This is a genomic window from Alloalcanivorax venustensis ISO4 (genome assembly GCF_015356855.1).
Lineage (GTDB): Bacteria > Pseudomonadota > Gammaproteobacteria > Pseudomonadales > Alcanivoracaceae > Alloalcanivorax > Alloalcanivorax venustensis.
In genome coordinates this window covers 49,763-75,114 of record NZ_ARXR01000007.1, presented here as the reverse complement: position 1 = coordinate 75,114, position 25,352 = coordinate 49,763, and the positions used below count along the sequence as shown (strand labels likewise).

Below are 25,352 nucleotides of genomic sequence, written 5' to 3'. Positions count from 1 at the left end.
GGCGGCCTATTGCTCCTCGAAGGAGGCGTAGTAGGCCGCCAGGCTGTCGATCAGGGCGCGCACCGCCGGCAGCATGCCGCGGCGGGACGGAAACACCGCATGAATAATATCCCGGCGCGGAGCCCAGTCCGGCAGCAGATGGACCAGGTCGCCCCGCGCCAGGGCGTCACGGACGGTCAGCAGCGGCAGTTGCACCACCCCGACCCCGCCCAGCGCCGCCCGGCGCAGGGCCACCATATCGGTGGTCACGAAGCGCGGTACATGGCGCACCGATAGCGGCCGGTCTCCGGGGCCGTACAGGTCCCATTCATAGCGCGGCGCCGGGCTGCCCAGCCACAGCGTGGGCCAGCCGGCCAGGTCTTCCGGTCCGGCGGGCGTGCCGTGGCGTTGGATCAGATCCGGGCTGGCGAGCAGCCCCAGGTGCCGCTCGGACAGCACCTTCATCACCAGGTCGCTGTCCTCCAGCGGCGGTTGACGGACGCGGATCGCCACGTCCACCGCTTCGTGCACCAGATCGACCCGGCGGTTGGTGGCCTCCAGATGCACGGTGACCCCCGGGTAATCGCGCATGAAGCCGGCCAGGAACGGGCCCACGTGCACATGCAAAAGCGTCACCGGACAAGCCAGCCGGATCACCCCGCGGGGCTCCGCCCGCACGCTGTCGATGGCCTCCTGGGCGGCGTCCGCCTCCACCAGCATGGCCTTGCAGTGCTCGTAGTAGGTGTGCCCGGTCTCGGTGGTGGAGAAGTGGCGGGTGGAACGGTGGATCAGGCGCACGCCGAGCCGCTCTTCCAGGGCCGCCACCCGGCGGCTGAGTTTGGATTTGGGCACGCCGATGGCGCGGCCGGCCGGCGCGAAGCCGCCGTGCTCCACGGTTTGCGCGAAGTAATAGAGGTCGTTCAGGTTTTCCATTGCGCCGCCATTATCGTCCCATAAATAGAACAAAGCGTAGCACTTTAGCCCACTACCGGGCATACCGTCTCATTTATAGCATTCAAAGCATGGAGAGGCAGCCGGCTTCTCCAGCCATCAAGGAGCTATATCATGAGTACTTACAATCGCTTGAATAAGGACGACGCGGCGGTACTGCTGGTGGACCATCAGGCCGGCCTGTTGTCGCTGGTCCGCGACATCGACCCGGACCGCTTCAAAAACAACGTGCTGGCCCTGGCGGATATGGCCGAGTACTTCCAGCTACCCACCATCCTCACCACCAGTTTCGAGGACGGCCCCAACGGCCCGCTGGTGCCGGAGCTCAAGGCGCAGTTCCCGGACGCGCCCTACATCGCGCGGCCCGGCCAGATCAACGCCTGGGACAACGAGGATTTCCTCAACGCGGTGAAGGCCACCGGCAAGAAGCAGCTGATCATCGCCGGCGTGGTCACCGAGGTGTGCGTGGCGTTCCCGGCCCTGTCGGCTCTGGAGAAGGGCTTCGAAGTGTTCGTGATCACGGACGCGTCCGGCACCTTCAACGCCATGACCCGCGACGCCGCCTGGCAGCGGATGACCGCCGCGGGCGCGCAGTTGATGACCTGGTTCGGCGCCGCCTGTGAGTTGCACCGCGACTGGCGCAACGACATCGAGGGCCTGGGTACGCTGTTTTCCAATCACATTCCGGATTACCGCAATCTGATCACCAGCTACAACACCCTGACCTCGAAAGCCTGACCCGGTGGGCGCTCGCCGAAACGGCGGGCGCCCCGGCAGCGGGGTTAATAGCCGCCGCTGTCCAAGGTCTCCGGCAAGTCAGCACTCACCCCACCGCGGGCGGCCGCCTGGCCCTTGCTCATCAGTTCCTCGACCGTCATCGACGCCCCATTGAGAGTGACCTCGCCCTGCTCCAGTGTCAGGCGGGTACGTAACCGGCCGTCCTGCTGGCGTAGCCAGCCGCTGCTTTGGTAATCCACCAGGCCGGCGCGCAGGCCGGGCGGCAGCAGCGCGGAGGCGGCGTCGAAATCCACACTCAGGTCGACCAGCCGGGCCAGCGCCGCGGGCGGCAGCATCTGCAGCTCGGCGAAGCTCGGGTTGAGGCCGTCCAGGCCGTTGTAGTCGAGGGCGCTGTCCAGGGTGAGCTGGCGTTCGCCGGCGCCGTCCACCACCATCTTGACGGTCATGCCGGTGCGTTCGGGATGCAGCAGCTGGGTGCTCATCACGGTGATCATCTCTTCCCCCAACGCGGCCATCCGCTCGCCCTTCTCCTGCATCGCGGCGGAGTCACCCTCGCCGCTCATCGCCTGCATCATCATTTCCAGTTGCAGACTGTCCAGCTCCTGGGAGATGCGCTGCACGCGGATGGCGGCGGCGCGGTCGAAGCCGTGCCAGTCAAAGCCCAGCCAGGCGCTGTCGACGCGCTCCGGCACCTGGTCACCGCTCAGCGCGTCCAGCCACAGGCCGCTGTCGCCGCTCAGGGTATCGCCGTCTTCCCGGGTGCGGGTGCGCAGGGTCACGTTGCCCGCCACCTGCTCGCGGCCACCGGCGCTGACGCTGAGACCGTTGGCCGCCATGGTCATGTCGATCAGCGGCAGCACCTCGCCGAGCATGGCCTTAAGGCGGACTTCCGCGTCCAGCTCGGGCAGCACCAGGGCGCCCTGCGGGCCGGCCACGCGCAGGTCGCGGCCGCGCACAAAGAAGTCGCCGACCTTGGCGACCGGGTCGTCGACCCGACCGTCCATGCGCAGCTCCGCCAGCGAGGCACTCAGCTCCGGGCTCTCGAACCGGAACGGCGACACCAGCACACGCAGGTCCACGCCGCCGTCGAAGGTATACCAGCTGTGCCCGATCACCGGCGGCTGGCCGGCGAACAGGCCGTCGACCATCTGCTTGATTTCCGGCGGCAGCGGGCTCAGGTCCAGCTCGCTGCGCGCGTAGGCGAGCCCCAAGGACGGACCGTCGGGGCCGAACAGCAGCGGCCCGTAGTGAATCTCGCCGCGATCACAAAGCTTGCCGGAGTAGGCCTGCAGCATGGCCATATCCGGCGGCAGCCGATCAAACACCAGACAAATACGCGTGTCGGCGCCGAACAGCCCCTTGTCGTACTCGGCGATATCCAGCCGCACCAGGTCGGAGCCCGGTATGATTTCCTGGCCCGCCACCTGGGCGCGCACCGTGTCTTCCACCTTATTGCCGATCACATAGCCGGCGGCCAGCCAGAGCCCGCCCAGCACCAGGACCGCGAGAAGCAGTTTTTTCATTTTTCCCCCAGAATATTATTGTTCCGGCCGGCAGCCGGTACCCCCAGCCGCTAACTATAACGGCATCGCCGGGAAATTTTCACCACGCGGTTCGCAGCTTCCAGCCGCACAAAAGCGTCTCTGGGATCCTGCCGGGTGGCTAACGCCACCCTTTCGCTTGCCAGGCAAGCTCCCCACAGGTGCCACACACCACAAAAAAAGCCCGGCGCGAAGGCCGGGCTTTTCGGTCGTACAGTGACGGCCGCAATCAGAACGCGAAGTGCTCCGCGTCCAGCTCCATCAGGCTGTCGATGCCACCCTCGATAGCGCCTTTGTGGCCGGCGATACGGGGCAGAATGCGCTTGAAGTAGAAACGCGCGGTGCTGATCTTGGCCTTGTAGAAGTCCTCGTCGCCGGCGCCGGCGTCGAGCTGCGCCTGGGCCTTGCTGGCCATCAGCGCCCACAGGTAGGCCAGGGTCACGTAACCGGAGTACATCAGGTAATCCACGGAGGCGCCGCCGGCGTACTCCGGGTTCTGCATCGCCTGCATACCGATGGCCTGGGTCAGATCGCCCCACTCTTTGTTGCTGGCCGCCAGCGGCTCGATCAGCTCCTTGAGCTTGTCGTTGTCGGCGTTGGCTTCGCAGAACTTGTGGATGATCTTGGTGAAGTTGCGCAGGGCCTGGCCCTGGGTCATCAACACCTTGCGGCCCAGCAGGTCCAGCGCCTGGATGCCGGTGGTGCCTTCGTACAGGGTGGAGATGCGCGCGTCACGCAGGTTCTGCTCCATGCCCCACTCGCGGATGAAACCGTGGCCGCCGTAGATCTGCACGCCGTGGTTGGCCGCTTCCAGACCCACCTCGGTGACGAACGCCTTGGCGATCGGCGTCAGCAGCGCCATCAGGGCGTCGGCCTCTTTGCGCTCTTCCTCGTCCTTGGCCAGCTTCACGGTGTCACCCAGCTGGGCGCAGAAGTACACCAGCGCGCGGCCGCCTTCGGCGAACGCCTTGCTGGTCAGCAGCATGCGGCGCACGTCCGGGTGCACGATGATCGGGTCGGCCGGGCCGTCGGCGTTCTTGGCGCCGGACAGGCTGCGCATGGCGAGGCGGTCCTTGGCGTAGGTCAGGCCGCCCTGGAAACCCAGCTCGGCGTGGGCCACGCCCTGGATGGCGGTACCCAGACGGGCGAAGTTCATAAAGGTGAACATGCAGTTCAGGCCTTTGTTCTCCGGGCCGATCAGGTAGCCGGTGGCGCCGTCGAAGTTCATCACGCAGGTGGCGGACGCCTTGATGCCCATCTTGTGTTCGATGGAGCCGCAGGCCACGCCGTTGCGCTCGCCCACGCCGCCGTTACCGTCGGTGAGGAACTTGGGCACGATGAACAGGGAGATACCCTTGGTGCCCTTGGGCGCGTCCGGCAGGCGGGCCAGCACGATGTGGACGATGTTGTCGGCCATGTCGTGTTCGCCGGCGGAGATGAAGATCTTGGTGCCGGTGATCTTGTAGGAGCCGTCGGCCTGGGGCTCGGCCTTGGTCTTGAGCAGACCCAGGTCGGAACCACAGTGGGCTTCGGTCAGGCACATGGTGCCGGTCCATTCACCGCTGGTGAGCTTGGGCAGGTAGGTCTGCTTCTGCTCGTCGGTGCCGTGGGCTTCGATGGTCGCCACCGCGCCGTGGGACAGGCCCGGGTACATGCTCCAGGACCAGTTGGCGGTGCCGGTCATTTCGGAGATGGCGATGCTGGAGGAGCCCGGCAGGCCCTGGCCGCCGAATTCCGGGTCGCCGCCCATGGCCGGCCAACCGCCTTCCACGTACTTGGCGTAGGCTTCCTTGAAGCCTTTCGGGGTGGTCACCACGCCGTTCTCGAAACCGCAGCCTTCCTCGTCACCGGAACGGTTCAGGGGCGACAGCTCGTTTTCGGCGAACTTGGCGCCCTCTTCCAGGAAGGCGTTGAGCAGTTCGCTGTTCACTTCTTCCAGACCCAGTTTGGCGTAGTGGCCGTCCAGGTCGAGAACTTCGTTCAGCACAAAGCGCATGTCGCGCAGGGGAGCCTTGTAATCAGGCATGTCGGATCTCCCGGAATGGTTTGCAATGCAGGGAAACCGGCCCCGGAGGTCTGTGGAAAGAGCAGCGAAACGGGGCGGGTCCATCGTCAGGACGGCAATGGTAGCGCCGCCCGAAAGCCGGTGCCCACAACTATTTGTGACCCGTAAGTCAAACAAGCGTTTGAAACCACTTTTCGTCCGGGAAGGCTGGTATAGTTCCGCTCAGTATCAGGGCACACGAACAGGAGCGACCCGCCATGATCGACCCCAACCTGCTGGATATTCTGGTCTGTCCGGTGAGCAAGGCACCGCTGATTTTCGACGAGCGGAAGAACGAATTGATGTGCAAGGCGAGCGGCCTCGCCTACCCGGTGCGCGACGGTATTCCTCTCATGTTGGAAGAAGAAGCTCGCACCATGGAAGACGACGAACTTCGCTCCCTGTAGGCCCGAGAACCACCGCCAAGGATGCCCCGATGAAACGGCTGCTCTCCTCATCGCTGTTACTCTTTTCCTTTGTTTTCGCCGCCGGCCAGACCGCCTTCGCTCAACAGACGGAGGGCGGTAACGGCGACGCCACCGCCGAGGATAACGCCGCGGCGGCCGCCCAGGAGCAGGCCCGCAAGCGCGAGGCCTGTCTGCTGCGCGCGGCCCAGACCGCCGGCGACGACGTCACCCTGGAACAGCTGCGCGGCTGGTGCGACGACGGCGCCCCCGAGCAGCGGCTGCCCCACGAGGACGCCCTGCTCGCCCGCCTGGCCCTGGAGCAGACCAGCCAGGAAAACCCGTTCGTGATCACCCCGCACCGGCGCAACTACCTGATGCCCTACAGCCACTGGAGCAACCCCCAGTGGAACGACCCGGACCGCGAGGACCAGAACCTGGATTCCGGCGAGGTGAAGTTCCAGTTCTCCCTGAAAGCGCCGGTGTACGACGACTTCTGGGACGGCAGCACCCTGTACATGGCGTTTACCGGGGTGTTCTTCTGGCAGGCTTACAATAGCGAGGAATCGCGCCCATTCCGGGAGATCAATTTCACCCCGGAGGTGTTCCTCGCCAAACCCATCGACTGGCAGCTGGGCCCGGTTCAGTCCGAGCTGCTGGCGTTCGGTTTCCGCCATGATTCCAACGGTCAGGACGAGCCCACCTCACGCAGCTGGAACCGTCTCTACCTGCGCCATGTGTCGCAGATCGGCTCCTACTATGTGTCGGTGATGCCCTGGTACCGTATCCCCGAGGAAGAGAAGGATTTCCCGCTCGATCCGCGCGGCGACAACAACCCGGACATCGAAAAGTACATGGGCAATTTCCAGCTGGAGGTGGCGCGGGTGTTCGGCAACCACGTGCTGGAGTTGATGGTGCGCAACAACCTGCGCTCCGACAATAAAGGCGCCGGACAGATCAACTACTCGTTCCCGATCAACGATCGCTTCAAGGGGCTGGTGCAGGTCTTCACCGGCTACGGCGACTCGCTGATCAACTACGACGATTACGAAACCCGCTTCAGCCTCGGCATCCTGCTCACCGACACCCTTTAAACCTCCCCGGGCAGGAGCGGGCTGTGGGAGCGGGCCTTGCCCGCGAAAGGGAGCGAAGCTCCCGGCAGGATCCCAGAGCACTCTCTAACGGCAGCACAAACAGCCTCTCTGGAATCCTACCGGCCGGCTTTACCGGCCTTTCGCTTGCAAGGCAAGCTCCCACAAACCTCGCTTCGTAGCGAATCCTGGCAGGGTTGCCTCCCCGCTCTAGGGCAGAGGATACAGGTCACCATCCAGAGCCATCACCACCTTTTCCCCTCGTGCCGGGCGAATCGGCCAGCCTCCAGTAAGACCGCCGAAGGCGGGTAGCACGGTGACACCCTCGCGCAGCCAGAATACCGGGGCGCGCACGCTGTCGGCGCCGCCATGCAACCGGTAAGCCGGGTGCAGATGGCCACCGAGGACATGTCGACCGCTGACCGGATAGGGGTCATGGACAAGCCGGAACGGCCCCAAGTCCAAATGCGAGTGCCAGATCATATCCAGGTCGAGACCCTCGGCGTGACGGTCATGATTGCCAATCACGACCTCCGGGGTCAGTAACGCATGGCGCGCCCGCCAAGCTGGCCAAGCATCCAGAAACGGCTCACCCCGACTTGGCCGATGGTGGAAAAAATCCCCTAGAACGATCAGTCGTGCCGGCTGAAAATGTTCGATTAAAATACTGAGCCGGTCCAGGTCCGCGCGGCTCTCGCCCCCCGGTACCGCCAACCCACGGCGACGCAGAAAGGCGCCTTTGCCAAAATGCGTGTCCGCCACCAGCAACGCGCTGTCGCCGGGATAGAACAGGGCCCGGTCGCCGTGCAGCCAGACGGTCTCACCGGCCAGGGTCAGTGCCAGGCTGTCGCTCATGCGTCCCCCGCCCGCCGGTCCGCGTGTTTCTCCAGGCGCTCGGTCATGCGCGCCACCCGGTCGCGCCAGCTCTCGGTGCTCAGCCGGTTACGCAGGCGCTCCACCCACAGCGGAAACGCCAGCGGCGTGAACCGCTCGGGGGTGGTGAGCACCAGGGCCTGGTCGCGGGCCCGCTCCAGCACCGCCCGCAACCGGCCGATTTCCAGCTGGCTTTCCAGCACCTCGCGGCGCGCCTGATCCAACAGCAGGTGGTCCGGGTCGTAGCGGTCCAGGGTGTCGTAGAGCAGGCCGCTGGACGCCTGCAGCTGCTTGCCGGTTTTGCCCTTGCCGGGGTAGCCCTGGAACACCAGCCCGCTGATCCGGGCGATGTCCCGGAAGCGGCGGCGCGCCAGTTCGCCGGCGTTGAGCGCCGCCAGCACATCCTCCACCAGGGATTCCGGCGTCAACAGCGCGCGCCAGTCGTCCTCGTGCAGCGGCGGCACCTTGGCCGCGGTGAGCAGCTCCAGCCCGTAATCGTTCACCGAGATCGAGAAGGTGGCGGGAAACCGCTGCCCCAGCCGCCAGGCCAGCAACGACGCCAGCCCTTCGTGGGCGAGCCGGCCGGCGAACGGAAACAGGAACCAGTGGGTACCTTCGCGGGAGCGGCTGCGCTCGATCAACAGTTGGCGCCGCGACGGCAGCGCCGACTGGTCGAGCTGCACTTCCAGCACGTCACGGATCGCCTGCACTTCCTGGTCCCGGTAATCGCCGCCGGCCACCTCCTCGAGGATATCCAGCACCGTGTCCGCCAGCTCCGTGGACAGGGGCAGCCGCCCGCCCTGCCAGCGCGGCACCAGCGAGCGCCGCCCCTTGGCCGCGCGCACATAGGCGGTCATATCACGCACCCGGATCAGCTCCAGGGCCCGGCCGGAAAACAGGAACACATCGCCGGGCTTGAGGCGGGCAACAAAACTCTCTTCGATGGTGCCGATACTGCCGCCGCGTGGGTATTTAACGCGCATCTGGTAATCGCTGGTGATGGTGCCCACCGCCATGCGGTGGCGGCGCGCCAGCCCCTGGTCGGTGACCCGGTAGACGCCGTCGTCCTCCACCACCCGCCGGAACTGGGGGTAATGCTCGAGCACCGCGCCGCCCCGGGTAATAAAGTCCAGGCACCATTGAAACTGGGTGTCGGTGAGGCCGGCGAAGGCGTGGGTGGCGCGGGCCTCCGCCAGCACCCGGGGCGCCTGGAAGCCGTCGCCCACCGCCAGGGTCACCAGGTGCTGCACCAGCACATCCAGGCACAGGGTCAGGGGCGGGCGCGCCTCCACCCGGCCGGCGGCCCAGGCGCGCCGGGCGGCGGCGATCTCCACCAGCTCGAAGGCGTGGCTGGGCACGCACAGGATTTCGCTGTCGGCGCCGGGCCGGTGGCCGGAGCGCCCGGCGCGCTGCATCAGCCGCGCCACGCCCTTGGGACTGCCCACCTGCACCACCCGGTCCACCGGCGAGAAATCCACGCCCAGATCCAGGCTCGAAGTGCACACCACGCAGCGGAAGGCGCCGTCGCGCAAACCCTGCTCCAGCTTCTGCCGCAGGCGCCGGTCGATGGAGCCGTGGTGCAGACCGATCTCGGTGATCCAGTCCAGCCGGGCTTTGGCCAGCGCCTCGAACCACAGCTCAGCCTGGGCGCGGGTGTTGGTGAACAGCAGCGCCGTCCGGCCTTCTTCCAGGTAGTCGATCACCGGTTGCAGTTGCGCCAGCCCCAGATGCCCGGCCCAGGGAAAGCGGTCCACCTGGTCCGGGCAGAGGCCGCGCACCGTCAGTGTCTTGGGGCTGTCTCCGGCAATGCGCTCACCGCCGGGTTGCCCGCCTTGCGCGCCGCCGAGCAGCACCGCCATGGCCTGGTCCAGATTGCCCAGGGTGGCGGACAGCCCCCACACCGGCAGGCCGGGCCGGCGCGCGCGCAGCCACGCCAGGCACAGCTCCAGCTGGACGCCGCGCTTGCTGCCCAGCAGCTCGTGCCATTCGTCCACGATTACCGCGTCCAGGTGCTGGAAGCGCTGCGCGGCGTGCTTGTACGACAGCAGCAGCGACAGGCTCTCCGGCGTGGTGATCAGCGCTTCGGGCAACCGCTTGCGCTGGCGCGCCCGGGCGGCGGAACCGGTGTCGCCGGTGCGGGTTTCCACACGCCAGTCCAGGCCCACGCCGTCCAGCGCCTCGCGCAGATTGCCGGCGGTGTCCTCGGCCAGCGCGCGCAGCGGGGTGATCCACAGCACCCGCAGGCCGCCGCCCCGGTCGCCGCGGTCCAGCGCCCGGGACACCGGCCCCAGCCAGGCGGCCAGGGACTTGCCCGAACCGGTGGGGGAATGAATCAGGCCGGAGCGGCCGTCGCGGAACGCCGCCCAGCCGCGGCGCTGGAACGGCGCCGGGGACCAGCCCTGGCGGGCGAACCAGGCGTCCACCGCCGCCAGACCGTCAGCTGCCGTAGGCATCCAGCAATTCCTTGACCTGGGTCAGGCTGTCCGCCTGATCCGGCGTCAGGTCCTGGCGCCAGCGGGCGATGCGCGGAAAACGCAGGGCGATGCCGGATTTATGGCGCGGCGACGGCTGGATGCCCTCGAACGCGATCTCGAACACATGATGTGGCTGCACCGACCGCACCGGGCCGAATTTCTCCATCGTGTTGCGGCGGATCCAGCGGTCCAGGCGGCCGATCTCCTGGTCGCTCAGCCCGGAGTAGGCTTTGGCGATCGGCACATAGCCGTCGCCGTCCGGCACCGCCAGGGTGTAATCGGTGTAGAGGTTGGCGCGGCGGCCGTGGCCGGGCTGGGCGTAGAGCAGCACCGCGTCCAGGGTCAGCGGATCGATCTTCCACTTCCACCAGTCGCCACGCACCCGGCCGCTGCGGTAGGGGCTGTCCCGATGCTTCAGCATCAGCCCTTCCACCTGGTGCTCGCGGCTGTCGGCGCGCAACGCGGCCAGCGCCGGCCAGTCCGGCGCGTCCACCAGCGGGCTCAGTTTCAAGGCCGGCTCGCCGGCGTCGGCGATCAGGGTTTCCAGGGCCGCGCGGCGCTCGCGCAGGGGACGGGCCCGCCAGTCCCGCCCCTGGTACTCAATCAGGTCATAGGCGAGAAACGCCACCGGCACTTCACGCAGCAGCTTCTCGCCCACTGTTTTGCGCTGAATGCGGCGCTGCATTTGCGAAAACGGCAGCACCCTGTCGTGCCAGGCCACCAGTTCACCGTCGAGCACCGCCTCGGGCAGCGCCCCGGCGGCGGCCTCCACTTCCGGGAAGCGGCCCGCCATGGGCTCCTCGCCCCGGGACCACACCCAGACGCCGTTAGGCCGCGCAATCAACTGGGCGCGGATGCCGTCCCATTTCCATTCCGCCTGCCAGTCGCTCAGCGGGCCGAGGCTGTCCGGTTCGTCCTTCAACGGCGACGCCAGGAAAAACGGGTACGGCTGGCCGTCCCGCTCCTCGCGGCGCTCCTCACTGAGCAGGTGGGTAAAGAAGCTGGCGCCGGGCTCGAACTCGCCCATCAGCCGGCGCGCGATCAACGCCCGGGGCAGCCCGCTCCGTTCCGCCAGGGCCCGCTCCACCAGCCCCCGTGAGACGCCCACCCGCAAGCTGCCGGTGAGCAGCTTGTTGTAGAGAAAGCAGGCCTCGCGGGGCAGCCGCCGCCACTGCGCCATCACCCGGGCTTTCTGCTCCGCCTCGTCCTGGCCGCGCAGGGCCAGGACGCCGCCTTCCACCCAGGCGGTCAGCGAGGTGTCCGCGGGCGCCGGTTCCGGGGCCGGGTCCATCAGCAGGCTGATGGTTTCCGCCAGGTCGCCGACGTGCTGGTAGGTCTCTTCCACCAGCCACTCGGGCAGGCCGCAGGCTTCGGTGACCCAGGCGCGCAGTTTGCGCGCGCCCACCAGCCGTTTCATGCGGCGGCCGGTGAGCATGTACACCGCCCAGGCGCCGTCGTCCGCCGGGGCGCGGTCGAAATAGCGCTTTAGGGCGTCCAGCTTGACGCTGGTGCGACTGGTGGCGTCCAGCTCCGCGAACAGGGCGATGAAGTCGCGCATCAATCGCCCTCCCCGCCGTACAGCGTGCTCAAGGCGCGCGCCTCGATGCCTTCCTCTTCGTTGAGATAACGCACCAGTTCGTCGCTGCGCCCATGGGTGGTGAGCACCGTGCGGGCGCCGCTTTCGCGCACGGTGCGCAGCAACGCCGGCCAGTCCGCGTGGTCGCTGAGTTCAAAGCCGTAATCGTAGCCGCGCCGCCGGCGGTTGCCGCGAATGCGCATCCAGCCGGAGGCGAAGCCGGTGCTGGCGTTCTTGAAACGGCGCATCCAGGGGCTGCCGGCCGCCGACGGCGGCGCCAGAATCAGCTCGCCGCTGAAATCATGCTGCCGAGGCAAGGCGGACACCGGCGCGGTGGCAAGCATCGGCACACCCGCGCGACGGTACAGCTCGGTCAACGCCACCATGGCGCCGTGCAGATACACCGTGCGGCCGGCGTGTTCAGGCCGCTCCGCCAGCGCCGCCAGCACCCGTTGCGCCTTGCCGAAGGCGTAGGTGAACAGAATACAGGGCCGGTCGGGATGGTCGTCCCACCAGCGGCCGATATCGGCGGCCACTTCCTCCACCGGCGGCCAGCGGTAACAGGGCAAGGCGAAGGTGGACTCGGTGATCAGGGTGCCGCAGGGCACCACCTCGAAGGGCGCGCAGGTGGGGTCCGGGTCACGCTTGAAGTCGCCGGTGACCACCCACACCCGGCCATCGTCATGGGCCAGGCGCACCTGGGCCGAGCCGAGCACATGGCCGGCGGAGTGCAGGCTCACGCGCACCGGCCCGAAGCGACGGCTTTCGCCATAGTCCAGGGCTTCGAAGTGATGTTGGCGGCCCAGGCGGTGGCGCAGAATCGGCACGCTCTGGTGGTGGGCCCAATAGCGGGCGCTGCCGGAGCGGGCGTGATCGGCGTGGGCGTGGGTGATCACGGCCCGGGGGACCGGTCGCCAGGGGTCGACGTAGAAGTCCCCGGCGGCGCAGTAGAGGCCCTCCCGGGCCGGATAGATCAAAGGGTCATCCATGTCCGCGATGGTAATAACGCCCGGTGAGGCGGCGGTGAAAACAAGGTAAAAGCCGTTGATCGACGCCATGGGCGGCGGGCTTCACGTTGTTTTTCTGGAACAGGCGCAACACTGTGCCGATGACTCCGACACGATTGATCACCGGTGCCAGTCACGGCATCGGCCTGGCGATGACCGCGCGCTGTCTGCGCGCCGGGGACCGGGTTTTCGCCGTCAGCCGCGACCCGGACCGCAGCGACGCGCTTGCGGCGCTCGCCGCCGAAGCGCCGGATCGCCTGCACCCTCTGGCCGCCGACCTGTGCGACGAAGACGCCGTGGCGCGCCTGTTTGAAACGGTGCGGGCGCACACCGACACCCTGGACGCCCTGGTGCACTGCGCCGGCCTGCTGCACGACGCCGAAACCGGCCTGTCACCGGAAAAGCGGGTGGAGGACGTGAACCTGGCCGCCCTGCAGCGGGTGTTCGCCATCAACGGCTTCGCCCCCATTTTGCTGGCCCGATACGCGCTGCCCCTGCTGCGCCACGACCGCCGCGCGGTGTTCGCATCGCTGTCCGCCCGGGTGGGCAGCATCGAGGACAACCGGCTGGGCGGCTGGTATGCCTACCGGGCCAGCAAGGCGGCGCAGAATCAGTTTTTGCGCACCTTCGCCGTGGAGGCCCGGCGGCGCGCCAAAAATCTGATCGTGCTGGCGCTGCATCCGGGCACCGTGGAGACCGGCCTGTCCGCCCCGTTCCGCGCCAACGTGCCCCCGGAAAAGCTGTTCAGCGCCGACTTCGCCGCCCAGTGCCTATTGAGGAACATGGAGAACGCCGGCGAGGAGGACAGCGGCGGCTTCTTCGCCTGGGACGGCGCGCCGATTCCCTGGTAGCCGTCCCCTGTTAACAGAGAGTACGTTGATCCTCGCCAGGCCCCTCCATTAGGGGTGTGGGAGCTTGCCCTGCAAGCGAAAGGCCGGCAAAAGCCGGCCGGCAGGATCCCAGAGAGGCTGTTTGTGCCGCCGTTAGAAAGCGCTCTGGGATCCTGCCGGGAGCTTCGCCCCCTTTCGCGGGCGGGGCCCGCTCCCACAAGGCCCGCCCCCACAAACCGAGCTTGGTAGAAAGGGGCGGCGCCGACGCCTGACTAAAAAAACCGGGGCGGTTACAGAGCGGCCATAAACAGCCTGTCCGGGCCGCGCTACAGTGGTGCCAATTCAATGGCAGGGTCTGTTATGCAACCGGATTATCAAGTCGCCATCATCGGCGCCGGCTTCGGCGGCCTGGGCATGGCCATTGCGCTCAAGGACCGGGGCCAGCACGCCTTCGTGGTGCTCGAAAAAGAAAACGACGTGGGCGGCTGCTGGCGCGACAACACCTACCCCGGCGCCGCCTGTGACGTGCCCTCGCACCTGTACTCGTTTTCCTTCGAGAAGAAATTCGACTGGTCGCGCCGGTTCGCGCCGCAAGCGGAAATTCTCGCCTACCTGCGCCATTGCGCGGACAAGTACCGGCTGCACCCGCATATCCGTTTCGGCACCAGCGTCAACGGCGCCCGCTTCGATGAGGCCACCGGCCTCTGGCATCTGGACACCAGTAACGGTCCGATCACCGCGCGCGCCCTGATCACCGCCACCGGCCAGCTCAACCGGCCCGCCTGGCCGAACCTGCCGGGGCGCGACCGCTTCGCCGGCGAGACCTTCCACAGCGCCCGCTGGAACCACGATGTGGACCTCACCGGCAAGACCGTGGCGGTGATCGGCACCGGGGCCAGCGCCATCCAGTTCGTCCCCGAGATCGCCAAGCAGGCGAAACAGGTGCTGCTGTTCCAACGGTCTGCGCCCTATGTGATTCCCAAACCGGACCGGCCCTACTCGGCCACCGAGCAACGCCTGATGGCGCGCTTCCCGCTGCTTCAGAAACTGGACCGGGCGCGGGTCTACGCGCAGAACGAGGCGCGGGTGCTGGGCTTCACCAGCCTGCAGGGCGCCATGCGTTTTCACGAATACTTGTTCAAGAAGCACCTGCGCGAGTGCGTGCCGGACCCGGACACCCGCGCCAAACTGACGCCGGACTATCCGATGGGCTGCAAGCGCATCCTGATCTCCAACGACTACTACCAGGCGTTGACGAAATACCGGATTCCGGTGATCACCGGCGGCGTGCGCGCGATCACCGCCGACGGCGTGGAAGACACCGACGGGGAGCACCACCAGGCGGACGTGATCATTTACGGCACCGGCTTCCAGGCCACCGACTTTCTGGCACCGATGACTATCACCGGCCGGCGCGGCCAGGACCTCAACCAGGCCTGGCGCGACGGCGCCGAAGCCTACCTGGGCATCACCGTGCACGGCTTCCCCAACCTGTTCATGCTGTACGGCCCCAACACCAACCTGGGCCACAACTCGATCATCTATATGATCGAGTCACAGATCGCCTATGTGGTCAGCGCCCTGGAAACCCTGGAACGGGACGGCCACCGCTTCGTGGATGTGCGCCCCGGCGTACAGGACGATTTCAACCGCCGGCTGCAGGCGCGCATGCGCGATACGGTCTGGGACCAGGGCTGCGAGAGCTGGTACAAGACCGCCAGCGGCAAGAACACCAACAACTGGCCGGGCTTTACCTTCAGCTACCGGCAACGCACCCGACACCTGGACCCGGAAGACTATGAGTTGCACCCGTGAAACCGGCGGCGCCGCGCCCACGCGCGGCCAGAAAATACTGGCGGCGACGCTGCGCGGCAGCCTCAGCGTTCTGCTGAAACCCGCGTTCCTGTCACGCAGCCCGGTGGCCCTGCAACGGCACTGGCTGGCGGCGCTGTCGCGCACCACCCTGCCCGCCCGCGGCGTGCCCAGACGGCGCACGGTGCTGGGCCCGGTGCCGGTGGAGCTGACCGGCAACGGCCACAGCGGCACGGTGCTGTATCTGCACGGCGGCGGCTACGTGAGCGGGGCGCCGGTGACGCACCGGGCGCTGACCAGCCATCTGGCCAAACTGGCGGACGCCAGCGTGGCGGTGGCCGACTACCGGCTGGCCCCGGAGCACCCGTTTCCGGCGGCCCTGGACGACGCCCACCGCGCCTATCTGGCGCTGCTGGAGAAAGGTCACGCGCCGGAGCGGCTGGCGGTGGCCGGCGACTCGGCCGGTGGCGGTCTGACCCTGGCGCTGCTGCAGCGCCTGCGCGACGAAGGCCAGCCGCTGCCCGCCTGCGCGCTGATGTTCTCGCCCTGGGTGGACCTGACGCTGGCGGAAACGCCGCCCACCGTGCCCGGCGAAGCCATGCTCAACCGGCAGTGGCTGGCGTTCGCCGCCGAGGCCTACGCCGGTGATCAGCGCGACAGCGCCGGCGCGTCCCCGTTGCTGGGCAACCTGGACGGGCTGCCGCCGCTGCTGATCCAAACCGGCAGCGACGAGATTCTCGCCAACGACAGCGAACGCCTGGCCGAGGCGCTGGACGGCGCCGACTGCGACGCCCGCTACCAGCGTTACCCGGGCCGCTGGCACGTGTTCCAGCTGCACGCCGGCATGCTGCACGACGCCGACCTGGCGCTGGCGGAGTGCCGCGACTTCCTGCACCAGCACTGGCGCTGATCAGTCCAGCGCCGACACCGTGTCGCGGCGCAGGGCCGTCAGCGCCTCGCTGATGCGCACCGGATAAACGCCGCCGGCCTCGGCCACCGGGGCCAGTGAGCGCACCGCCGCCGGCAGGCTGGCCAGCTGATCGCGCAGCCTCTGGCGGGCCTGATCCGGGTCCGGTAGCGGCGCCACCGCCTCGCCGTTTGCCACCACCGGCCGCAGCAGCGGCACCCCGTCGCGGGCTTCGTCGCGGCCGGTGATCTCGTCGTAGTGGCAGCCGCCGTCGCCGTCACTGAAGCGCCACACCTGCTTGGCGCCCGGGTAGAGTGGCTTGCCCGGCGAGGTCTTGAGGCGCGGGCGGCCCTGGTATTCGGTGAGCTTGTAGGCGAAATCCAGCGACGGGGCGTCCGCCACCGAGCCCATTTCCGTGCCCACCCCGAAACCGTCGATCGGCGCGCCGGCCTCCACCAGCGTCTGGATGCGGTGCTCATCGAGGCCACCGCTGACCACGATGCGGACCCGCTGAAGCCCGGCGGCATCGAGCTTGCGCCGCGCCTGGCCGGCCAGTTCGCCGAGGTCGCCGGAGTCGATCCGCACGGCGCCCACGTCCAGCCCTTCGTCGCGCACCAGAGCGATCACCCGGTCCACGCCGCGCAGGGTGTCGTAGGTGTCCACCAACAGGGTGGTACCGGGGTAGTCGCGGGCGTAGCGGCGCAGCGCCTCGGTTTCGTCATCGTGGGACTGGATGTAGGAGTGCGCCATGGTGCCGCGCACCGGCAGGTCGAAGCTCAGGCCGCCCAGCACGTTGCTGGTGCCGGCAATGCCCGCCACCCGGTAGGCGCGCACGCCGCGCCAGGCCGATTCCAGCCCGTGCATGCGGCGCATGCCGAAATCCACCACCGGCACGCCGTCGGCGGCCAGCACCATGCGCGCCGCCTTGGAGGCGAGCAGCGTCTCCAGGTTGACGTAGTTCATCAGCAGGCTTTCCAGCAACTGCCCCTGGATCACCGGCGCCCGCACTTCCAGCAGCGGCTCATTGGGGAACACCACCGAGCCCTCCGGCAACGCCCGGACCTCGCCTTCGAAGCGGAAATCGGCCAGCCAGCGCAGGAAGGCGTCCTCGAACAGATCCAGTTGCCGCAGCCGCTCGATCTGCTCGGGATAGAAACGCAGCCCGCGAATCAGATGGGCGGCGTATTCCTGCCCGCAGGCCACCGCGAAACGGCGCCCCGCCGGCAGCTTGCGGAAGAACAGACTGAACACCGCCTCGCCGCGGTGGTCGTCGCGCCAGTAGGCCTGCGCCATGGTCAGTTCGTAGAGGTCCGTGAGCAGGGCCAGTTCCCGCTCCGAGGGCCAGAGAGCGTCCATTGATACTCCTGCGGTTGGTGAGCCGCGCCGTCACAATGCGACGCCACCCCTGTGTCTGACCTCACCGGGGCGGCTTTTCAAGTACCGGTGGCGGCTTCCAGGGCGCGCCGGTGCGCCGCCAGGGAGGCCGCGTCGAACAGCACGAAACGCACCCGCTTCACCCGCTCCAGCCGCGCCCCTTCCGAGACCACCGTGGCCATGGCCACGGCGGCCGCCTCATCCATCGGGTAGCCGAAGGCGCCGGTGGAAAGCGCCGGGAAGCCCAGGCTGGTCAGCCCGGCGTCCTCGGCGAGCCGCAGCGCATTGCGATAGCAATCCGCCAGCAACCGGTCGGCGGGACGGTCGCGGCCGTACACCGGCCCCAGGCAGTGAATGACGTGGGGGTTGGGCAGCCCGTGGCCGCCGGTAAGCACCGCCTGGCCGGGCTCGATCGGTGCCAGGGGCGCGCATTCGCGGGCCAGTTCCGGCCCGGCGGCGCGGTGAATGGCGCCGGCCACGCCGCCGCCGGTGGCAAGGCGGGCGTTGGCGGCGTTGACGATCACGTCCAGGTCGGGCTGGGCGGTGATGTCACCTTGTACGCATTCGATATCCATGGCGTGCCTCCTCGAAAGGTTATTGCCGAAGCGGGGCCGGCGGGGACAGCGCGACGGCGGCGACTGCGGTATCATTGCCGTTGGGGGCCGCCCATGATCCGCTGGAGTCGTTATGCCGTTACTCGCCCGTTTAAGTCTGCCCGTGCTGCTGCTTCTGACCACCGCCTGCCAGAGCTTTTCCGGCCTGGAAGCGCCGGAAGTGAGCCTGTCGTCACTGCGCCTGGAAAGCGCCGGCGTGTTCGAGCAACGATGGCAAGCGGTGCTGCGCGCGCGCAACCCCAATGACCGGGCAGTGACCATCAAGGCCCTGGATTACGAGATCCTGGTCAATGGCGAGCGCCTGGCGCGGGGCAACAATAACGAAGCGACCACGCTGCCGGCACTGGACGATGTGCTGATCACCACCAGCGTGTCCACCAGCCTGCTGGGTACCCTGCAGCAACTGCAACGCCTGCAGCAGAACGCCGGCGAGCCGCTCACCTATCAGCTCAAGGGCAGCGCGCGGGTGGCCGGGCTGGCGTTCCCGATTCACTTCGACCGGGAAGGGGAGTTCACTCTGCCGATGGCGCCCCAACCGGCAAACTGATTGTCCGAGACCGACGTTTTACCCTGGGGGAGCAACATGGACAGCATTCTGATCACCGGTGCCGCCAGCGGCATCGGCCTGGCGACCGCGCGCCGGTTTCACACCAACGGCTGGCGGGTGGGCCTGCTGGACGTCAATGAGGGCGCCCTGCAGGCGGTGCACGCGGAACTCGGCGAACGCTGCTGGTACCGGCGGCTGGACGTCACCGACATGGGCCAGTGCGAAGCGGCGGTGGCGGCGTTCGCGGAAAGCGCCGGCGGCCGCCTGGATGTGCTGTTCAACAGCGCCGGGGTGCTGCGCATGGGCCATTTCGAGGACCTGAGCGCCGAGCAGCACCGCTTCACCCTGGACGTGAACGTGGCCGGCACCCTGCAGATGTGCCTGGCGGCCCTGCCCTACCTGAAACAATCCCGCTCGCCCCGGGTGCTCAACATGAGCTCCGCCTCGGCGCTGTACGGCGTGCCGCACCTGGCCAGCTATTCGGCCTCCAAATTCGCGGTGCGCGGCCTCACCGAGGCGCTGGATCTGGAATGGCGCCGCCACGGCATTCGCGTACAGGACCTGATGCCACCGTTCGTGAACACCGGCATGGTCAACAAGCAGACGTTCGAAGCGCCGGTGGTGCGCCGCATGGGCGTCAAGCTGAGCGCCGACGACGTGGCCCGGGCCGCCTTCGACACCCTGCAGGGCGACCCGCGGGTGCATGTGCCGGTGGGGCTGCCGTTCCGCTTCACGGTGCTGCTGGAGAAGGTCATGCCGCAACGGGCCACGCGCGCCCTGATGGCCTGGCTGAGCCGCGACTAGTAGCGGATCTCCACTTTGCGGCGGCCCCACTGCAGGGCCTCCTCCCGGTCCTCGCCCAGGTAGACGTCGATCTTGTTGCGCCAGCGGGCGTGCATCTTGTCGCGCACGTACCAGGTGCCCTCCAGGCCTTCGATTTTCACCGCGGTGCCGTAATCCAGGCCGGCGGCGAGCAGGTCCCGGGACACGGCGATGGCTTTCATGCCCGGCACCAGGGTGTCGCCCCAGGCCGCCAGACTATGGTCCTCGCCGTGCCCCTGCCCGGGCAGGGAGTTAAAGGCGGTGGCGGTGACCGTGCGCCGCTGGGAAAACTCCTCCGCGAGCGCCGGGCCCGCCAGCAACACCCCGAGAAGCACCCACCCGGCATTCACGAGGCCTTGCCCATACTGTTTCGATGTCCGCATTGAAACTCCTTATTCTGCTGTCGCTGATCGGCGGCCTGTCGGCCTGCGCCGGGCGCCCGCCGGTGCCGCCGCCGCTGGAGCTGCGCGCCTGGGACGCCCCGGGCCGGCCCAAGGCGGTGATTCTGGCACTGCACAGCTTCGGCGACTACAGCGCCGCCTTCGACCTGGCGGCGCCGGATCTGGCCGCCGCCGGCTACCAGGTGTACGGCTTTGATCAGGCCGGCTTCGGCGCCCGCACCCTGGCCGACGGCCGCTGGGCCGGGGAAGCGCGGCTGGTGGCCGACGCCGCCGACACCGCGCGCCGCCTCGCCGAGCGGCACCCGGACACGCCGCTGTTCCTGCTCGGCGAAAGCCTGGGCGGGGCGGTGGCCATGCTGGTCGCCAGCCGGCACCCGGAGATACCGCTGCGCGGCCTGATTCTGGCGGCGCCGGCGGTTCGCGAGGGCATTCGACTGCGCTACGGCTGGAACGTTCTGATCGGCTCGGCGGCGACCCTGGCGCCGGGCTACCACCTGGATGTGGAGCGCGCCCCGGATGACCCGCACCTGGCACCGGCGGCCGCCCGGCGGCGCGCCAACGACCCGCTGGTGATGCACGAAGTACGCATGGACGCCTACTGGGGCCTGATCCAGCTGGCCGACAGCGCCAGCGACGAAGCCGACCGCATAACGGTCCCCACCCTGCTGCTGTACGGCGACCTCGACACCTCGGTGCCGGCGGTGGGCATTCAGCGGTTGCGTGACCGGCTCGGCGCGCACGGCGATTATCAGACGTTTCCGCGGGGGCCGCATCTGCTGCTGCAAGGGCGCCACTGGCCCAGGGTCACCGCCGCCATCAAGCGCTGGGCCGGCGCCCGGGCAACATCGCGCTAACAGGCCGCAGCGCCCGTGCACCGGCGCTTTCCGGGTACCGCTTTGGGTAATTTTTCTATGCTAGGCTGGCGGCTTCGCACAGGAGGGAACGCAGATGAATAAACGGGTTCTGATCACCGGTGGCAACTCCGGCATCGGGTTTTGCACCGCGCAACAACTGGCCGGGCGCGGCGCGGAAGTGGTGCTTGCCTGCCGCGACCAGACCAAGGGACAGGCGGCGCTGGCGCGCATCAAGGGCGGCCACCCCCAGGCGCGGGTGCGGCTGTTCCCGCTGGACCTGTCCGATCTGGCCCAGGTGCGCGGCTGTGCCCGCCGCCTTAACGACGAGCTGGACGGCATCGACGTGCTGATCAATAACGCCGGCGTGGTACCCACCCGGCAGCAGTTCACCCGCGACGGCTTCGAGATGCAGATCGGCGTCAACTACCTGGCGCCGGTGCTGCTCACCCATCTGCTGCTCCCGTTGCTGCAACAACGCGAAGACGCCCGGGTGATCCATGTGGCGTCGGTGGCGCACTGGCTGGGCCGCATTAACACCAAGACCTGGCGCGGTCGCCGGCCCTATCTGGTGATGGACGCCTACGGCCAGTCCAAGCTCGCCAACATCCTGTTCAGCGACGTGCTCGCCCAGCGGCTGGCGGCCCAGGGCATCACCAGCAACGCCCTGCACCCGGGCGGCGTGGACACGCCGATCTTCCGCCATGTGCCGGACCTGGCGATGAAACTGATCCGCCCCACCCTGACCACGCCGGAGAAGGCCGCGCGTCTGCCGGTGCGCATGGCCCTGGACGAGGAGTTCTACGGGGTCACCGGTGGTTACTTCGACGCCAAGGGTCCGGCCGCCCGCTCCCCGCGGGCGCGCAACAAGAAGCAGGCGGAACGTCTCTACCTGGACACCATGGCGGCGCTCGACATCAACCCGCTGTAACCCCGCCATCGTCGGCGGGCGGGGCCTCCAGGGCCTGCTCGTCGACGTGTTCCCGCAACGCCGGGTAGAGCGCCAGGAACACCGCTTCCAGCCGGTCGTGGTGGCGCTCGATATCCTCAATCGCCCCATCGAACCGGTTGGCGAAGCGCACCCGGGCGGCGATCCGGTCCAGCGCCCGGCCCACGTTCTCCAGCTCCGCGTAGTGCCCGAACCAGTCGTGCTCGACGATGCGCCCGGTGGTGGCGCGCATGGGCGCCGGCATCAGGGCGGCGCCGTCGCGCAGCAGGCGGTAATCCTTGTCGATGGCCTGGTCCAGCGGCGTGTCGTGGAAGCGCGACCAGTGGCGGATCAGGAAGTGATCGAACAACACGTCCAGCGCCACCCCGGCGAACCGGCGCCGCTGCGGGGAGAACAGCGCGCGGCTCTCGATCACCAGGGGGTGATGATCGGTGAAGCGGTCCACCAGCCGGTGGTTGTGCAGCCCCAGGCGCACCGCCTCGGGCAGGTCCGGCTCGCGGACACCGCGCATGAAATCCCCCAGCAGGTTGCCCACCTTGGAGGGCACCGTGGGTCGCGCCAGCGTGAGGTGCGCGAAGTAGTTCATGTAGTGGTCCATGCGGTTAATTCTGTCACTCTCAGAGTGCCTGTGCCGGCGCGAATCAAGGCGCGTATCGCCGGCAAGGGTGGTTCCCTTGCCAAGAGACGCAACGCCGAGTCGCGCCGGCACAGGCTCTCCCGAAGGGCCACCACACAAGCGCCGTGGTCGGTGTTGCGCTCACTTGAATTGGCACCACCAGTTCTGCGTTCGCGCGCCTGGCCCACGCCGCTTGTGTGGCGGCTGAGAGTGACAGAATTAACCGCATGGACCACTAGAGGCGGCCCAGCCGCAGGTTGAGATTCTGGCGCACCGCCGGCCACTCCTGGCTGAGAATGGAAAACACCACCGTGTCCCGGTAGATACCGTCGGCGCTCACCGTGTGATGGCGCAGCACGCCGTCCTGTTTGGCGCCCAGCCGGGCGATGGCGTTGCGCGAGGCGTGGTTGTGCCAGTGGGTGCGCAGCTCCACGGCGATCGCCTCCAGGCGTTCGAAGGCGTGGCCGAGCAGCAGCAGTTTGCACTCGCTGTTCACGGCGCTGCGCTGGAAGCGGCGCGCGTACCAAGTGTGCCCCAGCTCCAGCCGGCGGTTGTCCGCATCGGCGCGGAAAAAGCGGGTGCTGCCGATCACCCGCCCGCTTTCCCGGTGGCGCACCGCGAACGGCAGGTCACCGTGCCGCTCGCGGCCCTCCAGGGCGGTCTCGATATAGGCGGTGACCCGGTCCGGCGAAGGCACGAAGGTGTACCACAGTTTCCAGAGCTCGCCGTCGGCGGTGGCGTCGGCCAGCGCCTCGGCGTGGTCGGCCGTCAGCGGCTCCAGCACCACGTGCTCGCCGTCCAGCGTGACCGGTTCGATCCATACCGCCATGGTTGTCATCCTGTCGGTTCGGGAAACCGTCAGGATAACGGATATCGGCGTCAGTCGCCGCCGGCGGCCTCGGTGCCGGCCTTCATTTGCCGGTCGACCCGTTTGAGGGCGGCGGGAATGGCGTCGCAGTCACCGCCGTCGCTGGTGCAGGACACGCAGCCCACGGCGTCATTGGCGGCCATGGTCAGGTTCACCCGGTAGGCCAGTTCCGGCAGCTTGGCGGCGCGGTTACGCAGCTCGGTGGCCTGGGCGCCCAGCCCGGCGTGCTCGGCCTGGCACGCCTTACGCTGCGCCGGGTCCTCGGAATCATAGTCGCGGTGCAGCTCGACGCCCTGCTGATGCAGACTTTTCAGCTCCTCAATCATGGCGTTGACCTGCTCCGGGTTCTGCGGCGGTACCGCTTTGGCCAGGCCGGTGACGGTCAGCAACAGGGTGATAACAACCCAGGATGTCTTCATGGTGCACTCCTTTTTTATTCTGCGTTTTTATTGTTCCCGCCCGATTCATTCCGGCGGAGCGCCGGGCCTCAGCCCGGCGGCCAGCTGAACGGACGCCCGCCCAGCACATGCACGTGCAAATGGAACACGGTCTGGCTGGCGCCGGCGCCGTTGTTCACATTAAGACGGAAATCCTCCAGTCCTTGTTCCCCGGCCACCTGACCGGCGACCAGCAACAGGTGTCCGAGCAATTCCTTGTCGCCCTGCTCGGCGTCGGACAGCTTGGGGATCGGCTTCTTGGGAATCACCAGGAAATGGGTCGGCGCCTGCGGGTTGACGTCCTTGAACGCCAGACACAGGTCGTCCTCGTAGATAATATCCGCCGGGATTTCCCGGTCGATGATCTTGGAGAAAATCGTTTCGCTCATGGTCTTTCCCTTTTACCACGCGGGCTGGCGCGCGGACGTTCAATGTTCAGGCAGAGGCGTTCTCAGAGGCTCCCAACCATAGAACAAGCCGCAGCCGGTTGCCAGAAGGGTGGACCGGCGGCCGGGCCGCGTGTTCCCGTTCACAACACCGGGAAGAACGGCTGCTTATTTATCGAAGTTGGGGTGAGTCCCCGCGCCCCGACTGACTATAATGGCGGGGACAACCGCTCACTCTCCAACCGACGGGGCTCTATGGCCACGCTTTTCGTTGAAAATCTGACCGTTGTGGACTTTTCCTACCTGCACGCCAAGCGCGGCATGGTCGGGGAGTCCTGGATCGTGGACCTGGAGCTGTCCGGCGACCTGGACGCCCAGGGCATGGTGTTTGATTTCGGTCACATCAAGAAAGCCCTGAAGCAGGCCGTGGACGAACGGGTCGACCACCGCCTGCTGCTGCCCGGGGAAAGCGATCTGCTCGGCCTGCACCGCCGTGATGACGGCCACATCAGCCTGGAGTGGCGCTACCTGGCCGGCGAGATCCGCATGGTGGCCCCCGCCGACAGCATTCTCGAGCTGTCCGGCACGGCGATCACCAAGGCCGGCGTCACCCTCTATCTGATGGACCTGATCCGCGATTCGGTGCCCGACAACGTCACCGAGGTGCGGGTGGTGCTGCGCGAGCAGGATACCGGCACGGCGCCGTTCTACCACTACTCCCACGGCCTCAAGAAACACGACGGCAACTGCCAGCGCATCGCCCACGGCCACCGCTCCGGCATCGAGATCTTCGAGAACGGGCGCCGCAGCCGCTACTGGGAAAAGCTCTGGGCGGACCGCTGGGAGGACATCTACATCGGCACCCGCTCGGACCTGGAAGGCACCTACTACGTGGAAGACGTGCCCCACCACCGCTTCCGCTACGACGCGGAGCAGGGCCACTTCGAGCTGGTGATCCCCGAGGACCACTGCTACCTGGTGGACACCGACTCCACGGTGGAAAACCTCGCCGAACACATCGCCGAGGAACTGGCCCGCGAAGCCCCCGGCAAGCGCTTCCGGGTGCGCGCCTTCGAAGGCGTCGGCAAGGGCGCCATCGCCGAAGCCGGCGAAGACAACCCCGGCCGCGCCAAAGCGGGCTGGCTCCAAGGCTCTTCAGTGCTGTGAAGACAGCACTGAAGAGCCAGTTAAGAGTTAACAGTGAATAGTTAATGGCGAAACAAGGCCCTGCGGATTCGCAACGGCCTATCTGCGTATCAG

25 protein-coding genes are annotated in these 25,352 nt (G+C 67.6%); 11 read left to right on the top strand and 14 right to left on the bottom strand.

All coding sequences use genetic code 11. The features are described 5' to 3' along the window. Window positions 1-6 precede the first annotated feature (6 nt). A complete protein-coding gene (locus ISO4_RS06155; protein ID WP_194855528.1) occupies window positions 7-912 on the bottom strand; it encodes a LysR family transcriptional regulator in 906 nt (301 codons plus the stop codon). Window positions 913-1,044: 132 nt separating this feature from the next. On the opposite strand from ISO4_RS06155, the gene ycaC reads away from it, so the two are divergent. Next, window positions 1,045-1,668: an isochorismate family cysteine hydrolase YcaC gene (gene ycaC, locus ISO4_RS06150; RefSeq protein ID WP_228547950.1), complete on the top strand. Its 624-nt coding sequence runs from the start codon at window positions 1,045-1,047 to the stop codon at window positions 1,666-1,668. Window positions 1,669-1,712: 44 nt separating this feature from the next. On the opposite strand, the gene ISO4_RS06145 is transcribed toward ycaC, so the two are convergent. After that, window positions 1,713-3,191 carry a DUF945 family protein gene (locus ISO4_RS06145; RefSeq protein ID WP_194855527.1) on the bottom strand — a complete coding sequence of 493 codons (1,479 nt, stop codon included), beginning with the start codon at window positions 3,189-3,191 and terminating at the stop codon, window positions 1,713-1,715. A 247-nt stretch (window positions 3,192-3,438) separates the two neighbouring features. Beyond that, window positions 3,439-5,235, bottom strand: a complete 1,797-nt coding sequence (locus tag ISO4_RS06140) for an acyl-CoA dehydrogenase C-terminal domain-containing protein (protein WP_194855526.1) — start codon at window positions 5,233-5,235, stop codon at window positions 3,439-3,441. Between the two features lie 236 nt (window positions 5,236-5,471). Here ISO4_RS06140 and ISO4_RS06135 point away from each other — a divergent pair, with 236 nt between their 5' ends. Then, window positions 5,472-5,660, top strand: coding sequence for a Trm112 family protein (locus tag ISO4_RS06135; protein ID WP_194855525.1), 189 nt, complete (start codon window positions 5,472-5,474; stop codon window positions 5,658-5,660). A 29-nt stretch (window positions 5,661-5,689) separates the two neighbouring features. Then, window positions 5,690-6,751 carry a phospholipase A gene (locus ISO4_RS06130; protein WP_194855524.1) on the top strand — a complete coding sequence of 354 codons (1,062 nt, stop codon included), beginning with the start codon at window positions 5,690-5,692 and terminating at the stop codon, window positions 6,749-6,751. A 207-nt stretch (window positions 6,752-6,958) separates the two neighbouring features. Here ISO4_RS06130 and pdeM read toward each other — a convergent pair whose 3' ends face one another. The 4 genes from pdeM to ISO4_RS06110 are packed head-to-tail and all read right to left on the bottom strand — an operon-like array spanning window position 6,959 to window position 12,729. Then, window positions 6,959-7,603, bottom strand: a complete 645-nt coding sequence (pdeM, locus tag ISO4_RS06125; RefSeq protein WP_194855523.1) for a ligase-associated DNA damage response endonuclease PdeM — start codon at window positions 7,601-7,603, stop codon at window positions 6,959-6,961. Further along, window positions 7,600-10,074, bottom strand: a complete 2,475-nt coding sequence (locus tag ISO4_RS06120) for a ligase-associated DNA damage response DEXH box helicase (protein ID WP_194855522.1) — start codon at window positions 10,072-10,074, stop codon at window positions 7,600-7,602. The genes pdeM and ISO4_RS06120 overlap by 4 nt, the downstream gene beginning before the upstream one ends. After that, the gene (locus tag ISO4_RS06115) at window positions 10,058-11,653 is read right to left on the bottom strand and encodes an ATP-dependent DNA ligase (protein WP_194855521.1); all 1,596 of its coding nucleotides are present in this window, start codon (window positions 11,651-11,653) and stop codon (window positions 10,058-10,060) included. Before ISO4_RS06115 ends, ISO4_RS06120 begins: the two co-directional genes overlap by 17 nt. Next, window positions 11,653-12,729, bottom strand: coding sequence for a ligase-associated DNA damage response exonuclease (locus ISO4_RS06110; protein ID WP_228547949.1), 1,077 nt, complete (start codon window positions 12,727-12,729; stop codon window positions 11,653-11,655). Before ISO4_RS06110 ends, ISO4_RS06115 begins: the two co-directional genes overlap by 1 nt. Window positions 12,730-12,779: 50 nt before the next feature. Between ISO4_RS06110 and ISO4_RS06105 the strand changes: the two genes are divergently transcribed. The 3 genes from ISO4_RS06105 (at window position 12,780) to ISO4_RS06095 (ending at window position 16,230) form a co-directional block, all read left to right on the top strand. Continuing rightward, window positions 12,780-13,529, top strand: a complete 750-nt coding sequence (locus ISO4_RS06105) for an SDR family NAD(P)-dependent oxidoreductase (RefSeq protein WP_194855520.1) — start codon at window positions 12,780-12,782, stop codon at window positions 13,527-13,529. A gap of 339 nt (window positions 13,530-13,868) precedes the next feature. Next, window positions 13,869-15,323, top strand: a complete 1,455-nt coding sequence (locus tag ISO4_RS06100; protein WP_194855519.1) for a flavin-containing monooxygenase — start codon at window positions 13,869-13,871, stop codon at window positions 15,321-15,323. Beyond that, window positions 15,307-16,230, top strand: coding sequence for an alpha/beta hydrolase (locus tag ISO4_RS06095; protein ID WP_194855518.1), 924 nt, complete (start codon window positions 15,307-15,309; stop codon window positions 16,228-16,230). The genes ISO4_RS06100 and ISO4_RS06095 overlap by 17 nt, the downstream gene beginning before the upstream one ends. Here ISO4_RS06095 and ISO4_RS06090 read toward each other — a convergent pair whose 3' ends face one another. Both ISO4_RS06090 and ISO4_RS06085 read right to left on the bottom strand, forming a co-directional pair. Beyond that, window positions 16,231-17,583: a nicotinate phosphoribosyltransferase gene (locus ISO4_RS06090; RefSeq protein WP_194855517.1), complete on the bottom strand. Its 1,353-nt coding sequence runs from the start codon at window positions 17,581-17,583 to the stop codon at window positions 16,231-16,233. It lies immediately after the preceding gene. Between the two features lie 77 nt (window positions 17,584-17,660). After that, window positions 17,661-18,176 carry a macro domain-containing protein gene (locus tag ISO4_RS06085; RefSeq protein WP_214013205.1) on the bottom strand — a complete coding sequence of 172 codons (516 nt, stop codon included), beginning with the start codon at window positions 18,174-18,176 and terminating at the stop codon, window positions 17,661-17,663. Between the two features lie 112 nt (window positions 18,177-18,288). Here ISO4_RS06085 and ISO4_RS06080 point away from each other — a divergent pair, with 112 nt between their 5' ends. Continuing rightward, window positions 18,289-18,762 (top strand): LEA type 2 family protein, encoded by a 474-nt coding sequence (locus ISO4_RS06080; protein WP_142947347.1) that lies wholly within the window; start codon window positions 18,289-18,291, stop codon window positions 18,760-18,762. A 36-nt stretch (window positions 18,763-18,798) separates the two neighbouring features. Next, entirely contained in the window at window positions 18,799-19,566 is a 768-nt protein-coding gene (locus ISO4_RS06075) for an SDR family oxidoreductase (RefSeq protein WP_194855515.1), read from the top strand. Here the strand turns inward: ISO4_RS06075 and ISO4_RS06070 are convergent. Continuing rightward, complete coding sequence (locus ISO4_RS06070; protein WP_323745344.1) at window positions 19,563-19,934, bottom strand: 3D domain-containing protein; 372 nt, start codon at window positions 19,932-19,934, stop codon at window positions 19,563-19,565. The two genes, ISO4_RS06075 and ISO4_RS06070, sit on opposite strands and share 4 nt — an antisense overlap. A gap of 32 nt (window positions 19,935-19,966) precedes the next feature. On the opposite strand from ISO4_RS06070, the gene ISO4_RS06065 reads away from it, so the two are divergent. Together ISO4_RS06065 and ISO4_RS06060 are read left to right on the top strand one after the other, a co-directional pair. Then, on the top strand, window positions 19,967-20,839 hold the full coding sequence (locus tag ISO4_RS06065) for an alpha/beta fold hydrolase (RefSeq protein WP_228547948.1): 873 nt from the start codon (window positions 19,967-19,969) through the stop codon (window positions 20,837-20,839). 94 nt (window positions 20,840-20,933) lie between these two features. Further along, window positions 20,934-21,767 (top strand): SDR family oxidoreductase, encoded by an 834-nt coding sequence (locus ISO4_RS06060; RefSeq protein ID WP_142947350.1) that lies wholly within the window; start codon window positions 20,934-20,936, stop codon window positions 21,765-21,767. Here ISO4_RS06060 and ISO4_RS06055 read toward each other — a convergent pair. From ISO4_RS06055 to ISO4_RS06040, 4 genes are all read right to left on the bottom strand, one after another. Then, a complete protein-coding gene (locus ISO4_RS06055) occupies window positions 21,754-22,383 on the bottom strand; it encodes an acyl carrier protein phosphodiesterase (RefSeq protein WP_228547947.1) in 630 nt (209 codons plus the stop codon). The two genes, ISO4_RS06060 and ISO4_RS06055, sit on opposite strands and share 14 nt — an antisense overlap. 253 nt (window positions 22,384-22,636) lie before the next feature. Continuing rightward, complete coding sequence (locus tag ISO4_RS06050) at window positions 22,637-23,230, bottom strand: GNAT family N-acetyltransferase (protein WP_194855512.1); 594 nt, start codon at window positions 23,228-23,230, stop codon at window positions 22,637-22,639. Window positions 23,231-23,280: 50 nt separating this feature from the next. Further along, complete coding sequence (locus ISO4_RS06045) at window positions 23,281-23,688, bottom strand: hypothetical protein (protein WP_194855511.1); 408 nt, start codon at window positions 23,686-23,688, stop codon at window positions 23,281-23,283. Window positions 23,689-23,756: 68 nt separating this feature from the next. Then, entirely contained in the window at window positions 23,757-24,095 is a 339-nt protein-coding gene (locus ISO4_RS06040; protein WP_142947352.1) for a histidine triad nucleotide-binding protein, read from the bottom strand. A 252-nt stretch (window positions 24,096-24,347) separates the two neighbouring features. Between ISO4_RS06040 and ISO4_RS06035 the strand changes: the two genes are divergently transcribed. Beyond that, a complete protein-coding gene (locus tag ISO4_RS06035; RefSeq protein ID WP_142947353.1) occupies window positions 24,348-25,259 on the top strand; it encodes a 6-carboxytetrahydropterin synthase in 912 nt (303 codons plus the stop codon). Window positions 25,260-25,352 lie beyond the last annotated feature (93 nt).

Excerpts from the sequence above, each read along its gene's own strand:
- ISO4_RS06155 (WP_194855528.1), bottom strand. The coding sequence starts at position 912 with ATGGAAAACCTGAACGACCTCTATTACTTCGCGCAAACCGTGGAGCAC.
- ycaC (WP_228547950.1), top strand. The coding sequence starts at position 1,045 with ATGAGTACTTACAATCGCTTGAATAAGGACGACGCGGCGGTACTGCTG.
- ISO4_RS06145 (WP_194855527.1), bottom strand. The coding sequence starts at position 3,191 with ATGAAAAAACTGCTTCTCGCGGTCCTGGTGCTGGGCGGGCTCTGGCTG.
- ISO4_RS06140 (WP_194855526.1), bottom strand. The coding sequence starts at position 5,235 with ATGCCTGATTACAAGGCTCCCCTGCGCGACATGCGCTTTGTGCTGAAC.
- ISO4_RS06135 (WP_194855525.1), top strand. The coding sequence starts at position 5,472 with ATGATCGACCCCAACCTGCTGGATATTCTGGTCTGTCCGGTGAGCAAG.
- ISO4_RS06130 (WP_194855524.1), top strand. The coding sequence starts at position 5,690 with ATGAAACGGCTGCTCTCCTCATCGCTGTTACTCTTTTCCTTTGTTTTC.
- pdeM (WP_194855523.1), bottom strand. The coding sequence starts at position 7,603 with ATGAGCGACAGCCTGGCACTGACCCTGGCCGGTGAGACCGTCTGGCTG.
- ISO4_RS06120 (WP_194855522.1), bottom strand. The coding sequence starts at position 10,074 with ATGCCTACGGCAGCTGACGGTCTGGCGGCGGTGGACGCCTGGTTCGCC.
- ISO4_RS06115 (WP_194855521.1), bottom strand. The coding sequence starts at position 11,653 with ATGCGCGACTTCATCGCCCTGTTCGCGGAGCTGGACGCCACCAGTCGC.
- ISO4_RS06110 (WP_228547949.1), bottom strand. The coding sequence starts at position 12,729 with ATGGCGTCGATCAACGGCTTTTACCTTGTTTTCACCGCCGCCTCACCG.
- ISO4_RS06105 (WP_194855520.1), top strand. The coding sequence starts at position 12,780 with ATGACTCCGACACGATTGATCACCGGTGCCAGTCACGGCATCGGCCTG.
- ISO4_RS06100 (WP_194855519.1), top strand. The coding sequence starts at position 13,869 with ATGCAACCGGATTATCAAGTCGCCATCATCGGCGCCGGCTTCGGCGGC.
- ISO4_RS06095 (WP_194855518.1), top strand. The coding sequence starts at position 15,307 with ATGAGTTGCACCCGTGAAACCGGCGGCGCCGCGCCCACGCGCGGCCAG.
- ISO4_RS06090 (WP_194855517.1), bottom strand. The coding sequence starts at position 17,583 with ATGGACGCTCTCTGGCCCTCGGAGCGGGAACTGGCCCTGCTCACGGAC.
- ISO4_RS06085 (WP_214013205.1), bottom strand. The coding sequence starts at position 18,176 with ATGGATATCGAATGCGTACAAGGTGACATCACCGCCCAGCCCGACCTG.
- ISO4_RS06080 (WP_142947347.1), top strand. The coding sequence starts at position 18,289 with ATGCCGTTACTCGCCCGTTTAAGTCTGCCCGTGCTGCTGCTTCTGACC.
- ISO4_RS06075 (WP_194855515.1), top strand. The coding sequence starts at position 18,799 with ATGGACAGCATTCTGATCACCGGTGCCGCCAGCGGCATCGGCCTGGCG.
- ISO4_RS06060 (WP_142947350.1), top strand. The coding sequence starts at position 20,934 with ATGAATAAACGGGTTCTGATCACCGGTGGCAACTCCGGCATCGGGTTT.
- ISO4_RS06055 (WP_228547947.1), bottom strand. The coding sequence starts at position 22,383 with ATGGACCACTACATGAACTACTTCGCGCACCTCACGCTGGCGCGACCC.
- ISO4_RS06050 (WP_194855512.1), bottom strand. The coding sequence starts at position 23,230 with ATGGCGGTATGGATCGAACCGGTCACGCTGGACGGCGAGCACGTGGTG.
- ISO4_RS06045 (WP_194855511.1), bottom strand. The coding sequence starts at position 23,688 with ATGAAGACATCCTGGGTTGTTATCACCCTGTTGCTGACCGTCACCGGC.
- ISO4_RS06040 (WP_142947352.1), bottom strand. The coding sequence starts at position 24,095 with ATGAGCGAAACGATTTTCTCCAAGATCATCGACCGGGAAATCCCGGCG.
- ISO4_RS06035 (WP_142947353.1), top strand. The coding sequence starts at position 24,348 with ATGGCCACGCTTTTCGTTGAAAATCTGACCGTTGTGGACTTTTCCTAC.